This window comes from Peribacillus sp. NPDC101481, assembly GCF_044767165.1.
Classification (GTDB): domain Bacteria; phylum Bacillota; class Bacilli; order Bacillales; family DSM-1321; genus Peribacillus.
Genome location: NZ_JBIWNJ010000004.1, coordinates 173415 through 186505, shown reverse-complemented (window position 1 = coordinate 186505; position 13091 = coordinate 173415). Strand labels below are relative to the sequence as shown.

Genomic DNA, 13091 nt, shown 5'->3' with positions numbered 1-13091 from the left:
TATTAAGCTCTGGTTCAGGGCTTTTTGGTTGTGATGAAGACATAAAAGACTCTTACGAAAGATACATCTTTTGTAAGAGTCTTTTTAAGTTAAAACCTGCGCCGTTTTGAAGATCCCGGTATACCGAGATCTTCACGGTATTTTGCAATAGTACGGCGGGAGATCTTCGTTCCTTCATTTTCGAATATTTGACAAAGTTTCTGATCTGAAAAAGGCCTTATCTTATCTTCATCGGCAATCAATACCTTTATTTTTTCTTTGATGGTGGTCGTTGATTCGGTTGCTTGGCTGTTCACGCGGTGTAACCCTCTAGTAAAGAAGTTCCTTAGTTTAAAGAGGCCATGCGGCGTCTGGATATATTTATTGCTCGTCGCCCTGCTGATCGTTGATTCATGAAGCTGAAGTTTTTCCGAAATGTCTTTCAGTGTCATAGGTTTTAATCCAGTAATTCCCTTCATGAAAAACTCTCGCTGTTCGTCCACGATTGATGCTGTCACTTTATAAAGTGTCATTTGCCTTTGCTCAAGCCCTTTTAAAAGTAATTGGGCATCATTTATGTGCCCCTTTATATAATCTTTAGCTGGATTAACTGAATTCATAGCAACGTGGTTCTTGTAGAAAGGATTGATGGAAAGTTTAGGCATGCAGCTATTGTTGACCGTTATCAGAAAACCTTCTTTATCTTTTTCCACGTAAACATCCGGAACTATGTAATGAGTCATATCATTGGAAAAGTGACTGACTGGACGCGGGTTTAACGTACGGATGAAATCCGAGGCCTCTTGTACTTCCTGAGCGGTCACCTGGTAAAGACCGGCAATTTTCCTGTAGCGTTTTTCTGCTAAATCCGTTAAATGCTTTTTAACGATCTTATACGCCAATTCATTGTAATCCTCATGCTCACGCAGCTGAATGAGTAAACAGTCGGTCAGATCTTTAGCCCCGACTCCAATGGGGTCAAGGGACTGCAATACTTGAATCATATTTTCGATTTCTTCCACGGACACGGAAAAATGAGAGGCAGCCCAATTGGCATCCAATTCAAGAAATCCATATTCATTTAAGTTCCCAATCAAGAATTGGAGAATTCTCTTTTCAAATGCTTTCAACGAACTTAGTAAACTTAATTGTTCCAGTAAATGGCTTTCCAGTGTTTCTGTGTTGATTGAATAATTATTGATAGGGTTGTAATCATTGTCTCCGTTAAAACTTTTACTTTTATAGGACCGTATCTGAGAATTTATTTTATGTGTATGAATGCTAGATTCAGAAAATGATGCGAGGGGTTCTTTAAAGCTAATTTCGAGAACGGGATTTTCGTAAGCCTGTCGGTTCAGGAAATCTATCAGTTCATGGGAGGAATATTGAAGGATATTGATTGATTGCTGTAATTCAGGTGTTAATGACAATTTCAATGTTTGTTTTTGGTACATTTCAAATCCTACCTGCATATATATCAACTTCTTTCGTTTAGATTAACATAGCGGTTCAAAAGGAATGAAAAAATATTAACATGATAATAATACAAATCTTCCGAAAATTCAACATTGTATGTCAGGTTTTATAACATCAATTAGAAAATAAAGAGGGGGATTCAAAAATTTGTGTAAATTAAGATTTAATTTAATGAATGGGAGTCGAGTGATTCAAATACGAATCAAATGATTTGTATATGAATTAACACACACTCCTAATGATTCACTTATGAATCGTATTAACTTGAATACCTTTAATATAAGGCTCATATAATTTGGCATGCATCTTGCTATATCTATATATATAAATATAAAAAATAAACTAGCTTGAAAAAAATCCATACATGAGAAGGGTGTTTTTTACATGATTAAAGAGACTACGGGTATTCAGGAATTAATCGATTTGGATAAAAAGCATTTTATCCATCCGACTACGTCAATTGAGCAACAGCAGGCAGATGGTCCAAGTTTCATCTTTAAGGAAGGAAAGGGAATATATCTTACGGATGTAACGGGCAGGACTGTAATTGATGGCATGGCTTCACTTTGGAATGTGAATATTGGACATGGACAAGAAGAGATGGCTGATGTCGCAAAGGAACAAATGGCGAAGTTAGCTTTCACCTCAAGTTTCGCCACTTTCAGCAATGAACCGGCAATCCGTTTAGCGGCCAAAATCGCTTCCATCGCTCCTGGGGATTTGAATGCAGTTTTCTTCACTTCAGGTGGATCGGAGTCGAATGATACGGCAATCAAGCTTGCTCGACATTACTGGCTTTTGAAAGGGCAGCCTAACCGTCAAAAAATCATTTCCCGCTCGAAATCCTATCATGGAGTGGCAATGGGAGCCACAAGTGCGACTGGCCTGAAGCCGTTCCGAGACTTCACGAATTCAATCGCACCGGATTTTTACCATGTGGACGGTTCTTCCATTGAGGAGTTGCGTAAGGTCATAGAACAGGAAGGACCGGAAACGATTGCGGCATTTATCGCTGAACCGATTCAAGGGGCCGGCGGCGTGAACCTTCCTCCTGAAGGCTATTTTAAAGAAGTAAGGGAGATTTGTAATGAATACGGCATTTTAATGGTGACGGATGAAGTCATTACAGGTTTCGGAAGAACAGGGACTTATTTTGGGATTGAACACTTTGGTGTTGTACCTGATATGATGTGCTTTGCAAAAGGTGTGACAAGCGGATATGCACAGTTAGGCGGGGTCGTCCTGAATGATAAGATGCATCAGGATTTCATTGCCCTTTCAAAAGGCACGCTTTTACACGGCTACACATACAGTGGCCATCCTATGGCTTGTGCGGTTGCTTTGAAAAATATTGAAATAATTGAACGTGAAAACCTGATAGAAAACTCGAAACAGCGTGGTGAAGAGTTGCTTGCCGGCTTTAAGAAGCTTCAAAGCAAACATCCGATTATTGGTGATGTCAGGGCACTTGGATTAATTGGAGGCATCTCCATCGTAAAGGACAAACAAACAGGCGAAGGCTTTGAGACTCAGCTTGCTCCAAGGCTGGTTGCTGAAGCGGCGAAGAATGGTTTGATTTGCCGGTCTGTTACGTTTGATCAAGATACACTCGTATTCGCACCGCCTTTAATCATTACTAAATCGGAAGTCGAAAGAATAATTGAAATCCTTGATGAGACATTTACTGCTGTCGAAAAAGAAATTTTATAAGAGGTGAAAGTGATGGTCATGACAGAAACGCTGAAAAAGAAATTATTCATTAATGGTAAATGGCAAGAAGCTGAAAATTTCACGACACTAAAGTCTCCCTATAGCGGGGAAGTTCTTGCGGAGATTCCTTCGGCAAGCCTTGAAGATGTCGAGTTGGCAATAGAATCAGCCTATCAAGCTAGAAAATCAATGGCAGCTTTACCTAGTCATAAACGTGCTGCCATACTTGAAAAGCTTGCGAGCCTTTTGGAAAGCCGCAAAGATGAGGCAGCTGAAATAATTGCTAAAGAGGCAGCGAAACCGATTAAAACGGCAATGGTTGAAGTATCCCGGACGATTGCCACATATAAATTTGCAGCAGAGGAAGCAAAACGGATTCATGGAGAAACATTGACGATGGATGCTACAGCTGACGGAGAAGGAAGAATAGGATACACAGTCCGTGAGCCTCTAGGTGTCGTAGGTGCGATTACGCCTTTTAATTTTCCGATGAACCTGGTTGCTCATAAAGTAGGCCCGGCGATTGCTGCCGGAAATACACTTATCCTGAAACCTGCGAGCCAAACACCGCTATCTTCGCTATTCCTTGCTGAACTATTAGCTGAAACGGATTTGCCGGCAGGTGCGTTTAATTTAGTTACCGGAAGCGGCTCGGTAATCGGTGATAAATTAGTCACAGATTCACGGGTAAAGAGCATTTCGTTTACAGGAAGTCCGGCTGTCGGAATCGGGATCCGCAATAAGGCCGGGTTAAAGAAAGTGAGTCTTGAACTAGGTTCGAATGCGGCTGTCATCGTTGATAAAGGGATCAATATCGATAAAATCATCCAACGCTGTGTATCCGCAGCATTCGCTTTTCAAGGGCAGGTCTGTATTTCCTTACAGCGTGCATATGTTCATGAAGAGGTATATGATGAGTTCGTCAAAAAATTCACAGAAGCAACGAATGGCTTGAAACTTGGAGATTCTTTGGACCCGTCGGTGGATATTTCGGCATTGATCAGCGCTGGCGATGTACAGCGAAGCCTGGATTGGATCGCTGAAGCTAAACAACACGGTGCGATTGTTGCAGCAGGAGGCAAATCTGAAGGGAATATCCTGCATCCAACTGTGTTGCTGGAAGTGGATGCAATGCTTAAGGTATCTTGTCAGGAAGTCTTCGCTCCAATTGTTTTGATCAATAAGGTTTCTTCCGTTGAGGAAGCGATTGACTTGGTCAATGATTCCGAATTCGGATTGCAGGCCGGGATTTACACAGAAAATATCAATCTGGCTCTTTCTGCCGCAGAAAAATTGGAAGTCGGCGGTGTTATCATTAATGATATCCCAACTTACCGTGTCGACAACATGCCATATGGCGGAGTCAAAAAAAGCGGAACTGGCCGCGAGGGGCTGAAATATGCAATTGAAGAAATGACGGAAATGAAATTGGTCATTATTAACCGGAATTAATCAGAAAAGAGGTGAGCAGATGCTCATCTCTTTTTTCTATGAATCTTGAAAGAGTTTGGCCCATGACTTATGCAAAAATGAATAGGTAATTCACCACTGAATTTAAATGAGACAGGAAAGGGCAAAAAACCGTGAGTTACCTAATATTTCAAACTGGCATGAATCTTGCTCATATCTAATATATAGGTAGATAACTTAAAACCGAGGAGGAAATTACATGCAGGAAACTTTGCAAAATAACAAGAAAAAAGAAGGAACGGGAGCACTGGACTTAAAGATGTTCATCAATGGGGAATGGGTGAATTCGACTTCAGGCGAGAAGAGGGATGTATTGAATCCGGCTACAGGGGAAGTTATTGCCAAAGCTGCGGAAGGAACACAGGAAGATGTGGATGCAGCGGTCGAGGCAGCAAAATATGCTTTCTATGAAGGTGGTTGGTGGGGAACTCCTGCAGTGGAAAGAGCTCGCATTTTATTCAAAATAGCCGACAAAATAGAAGAAAAAGCTGAAGAACTAGCTACGTTGGAAACATTGGATAATGGGAAACCATTGCGTGAGGCTCGTTATGATATAGCGGATTCAGCAGCCTGTTTTAGATATTATGCAGGATTGGCTACAAAACCGACAGGTCAGACTTTTGAAGTTCCTGACGGCCAGCAAGCGATGGTCGTAAGGGAACCGATCGGTGTATGCGGTCAGATCGTCCCATGGAATTTCCCTCTAATGATGTCAGCCTGGAAACTGGCTCCGGCGCTTGCAGCAGGAAATTCCGTTGTATTCAAACCATCTGAGATCACTCCGGTGACAGCGGTCAAACTATTTGAAATCATGGATGAGGTCGGATTGCCAAAGGGTGTCGCAAACCTTGTCTTAGGAGCGGGGCCAGTTGTCGGACAAGCCATTGCCGAACATGACGAAATCGATAAAGTAGCCTTTACAGGAGGAACGGCAACAGGACGTAAGATCATGGAGGCTTCACTGGGTAACCTAAAGAAAGTGACATTGGAGCTCGGCGGGAAATCGCCTAATATCGTATTTGCGGACTCTGACTTTGAGACTGCCGTTGATTATGCTCTATATGGGATTTTCTGTAATCAAGGACAAGTGTGCTCAGCAGGCTCCCGTTTGTTGTTGGAAGAGTCCATTTACGATCAGTTCATTGCAAGTCTTACTGCGAAGGCGAAAAAGATCAAAGTAGGTTCAGGTTCTGATGAAAACAGCCAGATGGGACCTATCGTTTCAGAAGCCCATATGAACAAAATATTATCGTATATCCAAATCGGAAAAGAAGAAGGTGCCAAATTAATCGTCGGTGGAAATCGAATTAAAGAAGAAGGCATGGATAAAGGTTACTTTGTCGAACCTACTATTTTTGTTGATACGACACCGGACATGCGGATTGTGCAGGAAGAAATTTTTGGGCCGGTGCTTGTCGTTCAAAAATTCAAGGATGAAGCGGAAGCTCTTCGACTTGCCAATGATACGAAATACGGCTTAGCGGGAGCGGTGTTCACGAATGATATCGCAAAAGCATACCGTGTCATTAAAAAAGTGCGTGCAGGCATCACGTGGATTAACTCATATCACCCAACTTATAACGAAGCTCCTTGGGGAGGGTTCAAGCAAAGCGGAAATGGACGCGAACTGGGAACTTTCGGTTACGAAGCTTATACGGAAGTGAAGCAAATCAATAACAACTTGGATATCCAGCCAACAGGCTGGTTTGATGAAGAGTAAATAGCTTGACGAAAAGGCTGTTCCTTAGGGAACAGCCTTTTTTGTAGATCGCAGATATATTTCTGAAATCGGAGATATATTCAGGGAAATTGCAGATAAAACTCCGAAATTGGAGAAATAGTCCGAGAATCGCAGATAAAAACTCCGAAATTGCAGATAAAATGCTGGAATCGCAGATAAAACTCCGAAAATTGGAGAAATAGTCCGAGAATCGCAGATAAAAACTCCGAAATTGCAGATAAAATGCCGGAATCGCAGATAAAACTCCGAAAATCGGAGATATATTTCAAATAATCGCAGCTATATATTCAGAGATTGCTCAACGTTAATCTACTTTTGTTGGATTTTTTCAAGATCCACCCGTCCTGAGAAGAAAACGGCGCCATTACCCATATCTGCGAGCCGATCTGGGGTAAGGGAATTAATGTGTTGCTTTGTTTCGGGCGTATTCTGCCACAAGCCTTGGCTGACAAGAACGCCTGGTAACACATTTTCTCCAGGAGCAGCGGTAAGCAAACATTCACCGCGATCGTTCCAGATTTTAACGATATCTCCGGGTGCTATCCCCATTGTTTTGGCATCAGCGGCATTCATGTGCAGTTTTGGTTCCTTTTCCATGGAGATATGTTTGGCATTATTTGAAAAGGTTGAATTCAAGAAATTGTGATTAGGTGCCGGTATGAATAAAAATGGCAGGTCGCTGTCTTTAATGATGGGTGTATATGTTGGCAAAGGCTCGTATCCATCCCGCTTCATCCTTTCGGAATAAAGTTCGATTTTACCGCTTGGTGTCGGGAGTTTGCCTGGGAACATCGGCCGCATTTTGGCTTTGAGAAATTGATTCCTCGAAAGGGAGTCATAGGTGATGCCTTCCAAATGCGGGTTGTCGGGAAAATCCAGCGCCTGCCGTATCATATCTTCCTCTGAATCTCTAAATGCTTGTTCCTCAAATCCCATTCCAACAGCCAACAGTTTGAACAATTCAACATTCGATTTAGATTCGCCATATTTTTCGACTACAGGTTTTTGTATTTGGACGTAATTATGCCAGTATGAATTATAAAAATCCTCCGTTTCATAAGATGACGTGGCAGGAAGGACGATGTCGGCAAACATGGCCGTTTCGGTTAAGAATAGGTCATGGACCACTGTGAATAGATCTTCCCGCATTAGACCCTCCTGTACCTTATTTGCATTTGGAGCGACAAGTGCTGGATTGGAGCCGTAAACAAACATGGAGCGAATCGGGTTTTCTTTTTCCAGAAGAGCTTGCCCGATTTGGTTCATATTAATGGTCCGTGTAGCTTTATTTTGCAATAAATCCGGACGTCTTAAGGCATTTGTATTAAACGCGAGATATCCTGAATTCCCTTTGATGGCTCCGCCGCCTTCCGCCATCCATTGGCCGGTAAGGGCAGGCAGGCAGGCAATGGTGCGTACTGCCATGCCGCCATTGTCATGGTGCTGCAGGCCATTGCCTATCCGGACGAATGATGGACTGGTCGTGCCGTACATCCTGGCTAATTCATATAAGTCATCAATTGGAACTCCAGTGATCGCGGAGACCGTCGCAGGGTCATATTGGCGGACGTGTTCGCGCAATTCAGCAGCACCCACTGTGTATTCATCGAGAAAGGCCTGGTCGACTAGATTCTCGGTATATAGGATATGCATTAATCCGAGGGCGAGCGCACTATCTGTACCAGGCAGAATGGGAATGAACCAATCCGCCCACTTGCCTGTTTGGTTTTTATGTACGTCAATGACAACTACTTTGGCCCCGTTTTTTCGGGCTTGCTGGGCAAGCGTTACTTGGTGCATATTTGTGCTCACAGCGTTAATGCCCCACATGATGAAAAGTTTTGTATGAATCGTTTCTTCTGGGTCGGTGCCGAATGAACCACCCATTGTATAGCTGTATCCGACTGAGCCGGCCGCGTTACAAATGGAGCGTTCAAGCATGCTTGCACCGAGCCTGTGGAAAAAACGGCGATCCATTCCTTCAGCGCTAAGGTTGCCCATGTTTCCGTAAAAGCTGTAGGGAAGTATGCTTTCCGGACCATGCATATCGATCAGGTCTTTCCATTTGGAAGTGATTGTGTCAATGGCCTCTTCCCAGCTGATTGGAGCGAATTTCCCTTCTCCTTTCGGACCGATGCGCTTTAATGGCTGCTTTAAGCGATTTGGGTCATATAGACGGGCAGTCATGTTGCGGACTTTGTTGCAAATATTCCCTTTTGTGACTGGATGATCAGGGTCTCCTTGAACTTTAATGATTTTCCCATCTTTTTTGTGCAGCAGTAAACCGCATTGATCAGGACAGTCAAGAGAGCAAACAGAGGGAAAGACTCCATCTGGCTGATTGATATAGGATTGCATGGCGTATTCCTCCTTATAATTTAATCTAATAAAATGAATTTTCTTAATTATATTGAAAGTGAAATCGGTGAAAGGTGCAAGAACTTCTTAACATATGTTTTTTTTTCTGATAAGCTTACTAGATGAAAAATTAACCTAGGGGGATTCATTTTTGGATTACGGAATTATAATATCAATTGGAATATACATGGCAGGCATGCTGTTAATTGGTTATTTGGCCTATCGGAAAACGGCAAACTTAACCGATTACATGCTTGGCGGACGGAACTTGGGCCCGGCTGTAACTGCATTGAGTGCAGGTGCTTCCGATATGAGCGGCTGGCTGTTGATGGGTCTTCCGGGTGCAATGTACATAAGCGGATTGAGTGCTGGCTGGATTGTCGTCGGCCTGTGTGCAGGGTCTTATTTAAACTGGCTATTCGTGGCACCAAGACTTCGGACATATACGGAATTGGCCGGTAATTCGATTACGATTCCCGACTTCTTGGGAAATCGGTTCAAGGATGGCTCCCGGGTCTTAAAAGTGGTATCGGCATCGGTCATTTTAATTTTCTTCACCTTTTACACATCTTCAGGCATGGTAGCAGGCGGTGAGCTTTTCCGCACGGCTTTCAATTTGGATTACCGGTGGGGCATCTGGCTGACAGCGAGCGTCGTTATTCTTTATACATTATTCGGCGGATTCCTGGCTGTTAGCTGGACGGACTTCGTACAAGGTACGATTATGTTCATTGCCTTAATTCTAGTCCCGGTTGTCACAATTGTAAATATTGGAGGCTGGGATCCCACTTTCAATGAAATAAAATCGATCAATCCGAATTTATTGCATGTTTTTGAAGGAACATCGACCATTGGCATCATATCTCTTCTGGCATGGGGGCTTGGTTATTTCGGGCAGCCTCATATAATCGTTCGATTCATGGCGGTTTCATCTGTTAAAGAATTGAAAAGCGCACGGCGAATCGGTATGGGCTGGATGATTTTTGCCATCGTCGGAGCGATGTTCACCGGGTTGGTGGGGATTGCTTATTTTAACCTGACAAGCAGTCCTTTAGGGGAAAAAAATGCTGAGTCCGTCTTCATCATTTTAGCAAAAGAACTGTTTCCTTCCCTAATTACAGGCTTTTTGTTGGCTGCGATTTTAGCAGCGGTCATGAGTACGATTGCATCTCAGCTGTTAGTATCGGCAAGTGCCCTGACCGATGATTTCTATAAGCAGTTCATTCGGCCGAAAGCATCTGATAAGGAATTAGTGCTGGTAGGTCGGTTTGGTGTATTGGCGATATCTGCCATTGCCTTATTATTGGCGTTTAATCCAAGCGGTACAATCCTTAAATTGGTGGGTTATGCATGGGCTGGTTTCGGAGCGGCATTCGGTCCTGTCATTCTATTAAGCCTATACTGGAAGCGGATGACGAAATGGGGAGCCCTGGCGGGAATGATTGTCGGTACGGCAACCGTGATCGTTTGGGATATGATCGATAAGTTCGCTGAAGTATACGAAATCATTCCTGGTTTCATTGCTGGTTCAATAGCGGTGATCGTTTGCAGCTTATTATCGGCCAAGCCTACAAAAGATATAGAAGAAGAATTCAATCAAGCCATTAAAAACCTCTCTTGATCATTGAAGGTCCAGTTAAAATGCTCTGGATTTTTTAGCTATATAAAACAATGATTGCAATATATATGGTACAATATCGATAGAGTCCTTATGTTGAAAACATGAGGGCTTTTTTTGAGTGATTTGGGAATAATAAACCAAAAACAATACAAAGGAAAAAATATGAACCAATCTCATAAAATTGCATGTAAAGTGGCTTTTATATATATAACCATTGGGGTCTTATGGATTGTCGTTACGGATTACATCTCTATGACACAGGCAAGGGCAGATGTTCAGATATATGCAATGTTTCAACATTCCAAAGGCTGGATGTTCATTTTCATAACCGGGCTTTTCCTATACTTCATAATCAGGTATTGGACGGGGAAAATGTTGAGGTCCCAACAGGAATTCATTCTGAAGGATGAACAGTATCGGTCGCTGTTCAAGCATAACCCGGATTGTGTCCTTGAGCTGAATCTCGAAGGAAATGTAGTTTCGCTAAACCCGGAAGCTGAGAAACTGTTGGGGCATAATAGTGACAATTTGAAAGGCAGGAATGCGAATCATCTCCTCAACTGGAATGAAAGTGAAAAAGTATCTGAATTCTTTTTACAGTCCCTTCAAGGAGAGGCTGTTAAATTCGAAACGACCATCCAGAATAGCAGTGATGAAAAACGGATAATCCGTGTGACCTTTTTACCGATCATCGTTCACGCGGAAATGCTAGGGGTATATGCAATCGTTAGGGATATTACTGAATTGCGGCGCGAAGAGGAATTGATGATCATGTCTGAAAAGCTATCTGTTATCGGACATCTGGCTGCCGCCGTCGCACATGAGATAAGGAACCCACTTACATCGTTAAAAGGATTCGTACAGTTAATGGATATGACCCAGGAAGTAAACCCGCAGCATTCCGATATCATGTTGAAGGAAATTGACCGAATCAATATTATCTCAAGCGAACTTTTGGTTCTCGGGAAGAAACAGGATGTCGCATTTCGCAGGATCGATCTTGCCGACTGTTTACAGCAGGTTTTCACATTGATGAAGGCAGAAACGAATTTGAATAATATCGAAATGGGATTCAGGGTTAAAACTGCCGAACCGATTTATATTATGGCTGATTCAATTGAACTTAAACAGTTGGTAATCAATATCATAAAGAACAGCATTGAAGCGATAAAGGATAATGGCGAAATTGAAATTTCACTGCAAATCATCGATGGACAAGCTGTAGTCAGCGTGAGTGATAATGGCATGGGAATGGGGCCCGAGCGTCTTGAACGGATTGGTGAGCCTTTTTACTCAACGAAGGAAAAGGGCACAGGGATCGGGCTTGCAATTTGCCGGAAGATCGTTCATCGCCTTCAGGGGGAAATGGATTTTGAAAGTGAGATAAACAAAGGGACGACGGTTACAATTCGCATTCCGTTGGCTACTGGACAAGAATAAATGGTACTATGAAAGATAGGAAAAGTTTTATATTAAAGGAGAACGATATGAGCGAATTACCCGCATTAATAAACGATAGAAAACCATATATACAAGAGGTCTGGAAAAAGTCCGGATTCGGACAACTTACCCCGATTCAAACGAAAGCAATTCCCGTGATTGTCGAGGGAAAAGATATCATGGCCGAATCACCGACAGGTACAGGGAAAACATTAGCATATTTACTGCCATTGCTGGAAAAGATAGATCCTGAAAAAAAATCGCACCAAGCTTTGATTTTGGCATCATCACGAGAACTGGTCATGCAAATCAATGAAGAAATTCGCATTTGGTCAGAGGGAAGCGGCATTACGGGCGCAGCATTCATCGGCGGTGCAAATGTGAAAAGGCAATTGGACAAACTGAAGAAGCGTCCACAGGTGATTGCTGGAACACCGGGACGGATTTACGAATTGATTGCCCAAAAGAAATTGAAAATGCACGAAGTTAAGACGATAGTACTTGATGAAGGTGACCAATTGATCACTCCGGAGCATATGGGAACGATAAATAATATTATCAAAACAACGCTAAAAGACCGGCAAATCATGGTGTTTTCAGCGACCCTGCCGGAGGAAACGGAAAAAGCGGCCAGGGGATTCATGAATGAACCCGAAATGATCAAGGTTGATAAGCATGAAAAAATGGAATCAAAGGTGGACCATCTTTACTTTGTTGTTGAGAGACGGGAAAAGTCCAAGATTCTAGAGAAAATCACAAGACTTAAAGATGTGAAGGCCCTTGCCTTCCTGAATGATATAGCAGAGCTGAGCGTCTTACATGAAAAGCTGAGCTATAAAGGTATTGAAATGGGCGTGCTTCACGGCGAATCCAATAAAGTCGACAGGGAGAAAGCGCTGCGCAAGCTTCGTTCAGGAAAATCCCCGATGCTGATAGCAACGGATGTAGCGGCAAGGGGGCTAGATATAAAAGGCCTTACTGCGGTCGTTCATATTGATATGGCTGACAACATCGAACAATATATCCATAGATCGGGTAGAACTGGGCGTGCAGGTGCAGATGGCACTGTCATTTCAATCGTAACGGAAAGAGAAGAGCGAGAGTTGAAAAAAATGGCTCGTGAACTAGAGCTGCCATTAACGAGAGTAACCTTCTATGGTGGAAACATCGTAGTCGATGAATGATTCGGAAAAAGGGGCGGCCATGGCGGCTGTCCCTTTTTTACGAATGCCCGGGTAAATCCATCTGAACTTGTTCATCTATTGCCCTACGGAAATCATATCATCTTTACTAAAT

8 protein-coding genes are annotated in these 13091 nt (G+C 42.9%); 6 read left to right on the top strand and 2 right to left on the bottom strand.

Going from position 1 to position 13091, the window contains the following annotated elements:
• Nucleotides 1–89 precede the first annotated feature (89 nt).
• The gene (gene rpoN, locus ACIROD_RS22535; RefSeq protein ID WP_402944474.1) at nucleotides 90–1433 is read right to left on the bottom strand and encodes an RNA polymerase factor sigma-54; all 1344 of its coding nucleotides are present in this window, start codon (nucleotides 1431–1433) and stop codon (nucleotides 90–92) included.
• 406 nt (nucleotides 1434–1839) lie between these two features.
• Between rpoN and ACIROD_RS22530 the strand changes: the two genes are divergently transcribed.
• From ACIROD_RS22530 to ACIROD_RS22520, 3 genes are all read left to right on the top strand, one after another.
• Nucleotides 1840–3165, top strand: a complete 1326-nt coding sequence (locus tag ACIROD_RS22530; RefSeq protein WP_101224905.1) for an aminotransferase family protein — start codon at nucleotides 1840–1842, stop codon at nucleotides 3163–3165.
• A gap of 18 nt (nucleotides 3166–3183) precedes the next feature.
• Nucleotides 3184–4617 carry an aldehyde dehydrogenase family protein gene (locus ACIROD_RS22525; protein ID WP_402944788.1) on the top strand — a complete coding sequence of 478 codons (1434 nt, stop codon included), beginning with the start codon at nucleotides 3184–3186 and terminating at the stop codon, nucleotides 4615–4617.
• Between the two features lie 217 nt (nucleotides 4618–4834).
• Nucleotides 4835–6355 (top strand): aldehyde dehydrogenase family protein, encoded by a 1521-nt coding sequence (locus ACIROD_RS22520; RefSeq protein WP_402944469.1) that lies wholly within the window; start codon nucleotides 4835–4837, stop codon nucleotides 6353–6355.
• A gap of 330 nt (nucleotides 6356–6685) precedes the next feature.
• On the opposite strand, the gene ACIROD_RS22515 is transcribed toward ACIROD_RS22520, so the two are convergent.
• Nucleotides 6686–8734 carry a molybdopterin oxidoreductase family protein gene (locus tag ACIROD_RS22515; RefSeq protein WP_402944466.1) on the bottom strand — a complete coding sequence of 683 codons (2049 nt, stop codon included), beginning with the start codon at nucleotides 8732–8734 and terminating at the stop codon, nucleotides 6686–6688.
• Nucleotides 8735–8885: 151 nt separating this feature from the next.
• On the opposite strand from ACIROD_RS22515, the gene putP reads away from it, so the two are divergent.
• The 3 genes from putP (at nucleotide 8886) to ACIROD_RS22500 (ending at nucleotide 12979) form a co-directional block, all read left to right on the top strand.
• Nucleotides 8886–10355, top strand: coding sequence for a sodium/proline symporter PutP (putP, locus tag ACIROD_RS22510; protein ID WP_230177863.1), 1470 nt, complete (start codon nucleotides 8886–8888; stop codon nucleotides 10353–10355).
• 114 nt (nucleotides 10356–10469) lie between these two features.
• The gene (locus ACIROD_RS22505; RefSeq protein ID WP_402944462.1) at nucleotides 10470–11795 is read left to right on the top strand and encodes an ATP-binding protein; all 1326 of its coding nucleotides are present in this window, start codon (nucleotides 10470–10472) and stop codon (nucleotides 11793–11795) included.
• A 47-nt stretch (nucleotides 11796–11842) separates the two neighbouring features.
• Entirely contained in the window at nucleotides 11843–12979 is a 1137-nt protein-coding gene (locus tag ACIROD_RS22500) for a DEAD/DEAH box helicase (protein ID WP_402944458.1), read from the top strand.
• Nucleotides 12980–13091: the final 112 nt, after the last annotated feature.

Coding starts and splice junctions, on each gene's coding strand:
- ACIROD_RS22520 (WP_402944469.1), top strand. CDS start 4,835: ATGCAGGAAACTTTGCAAAATAACAAGAAAAAAGAAGGAACGGGAGCA.
- ACIROD_RS22500 (WP_402944458.1), top strand. CDS start 11,843: ATGAGCGAATTACCCGCATTAATAAACGATAGAAAACCATATATACAA.
- ACIROD_RS22525 (WP_402944788.1), top strand. CDS start 3,184: ATGACAGAAACGCTGAAAAAGAAATTATTCATTAATGGTAAATGGCAA.
- ACIROD_RS22515 (WP_402944466.1), bottom strand. CDS start 8,734: ATGCAATCCTATATCAATCAGCCAGATGGAGTCTTTCCCTCTGTTTGC.
- ACIROD_RS22530 (WP_101224905.1), top strand. CDS start 1,840: ATGATTAAAGAGACTACGGGTATTCAGGAATTAATCGATTTGGATAAA.
- rpoN (WP_402944474.1), bottom strand. CDS start 1,433: ATGTACCAAAAACAAACATTGAAATTGTCATTAACACCTGAATTACAG.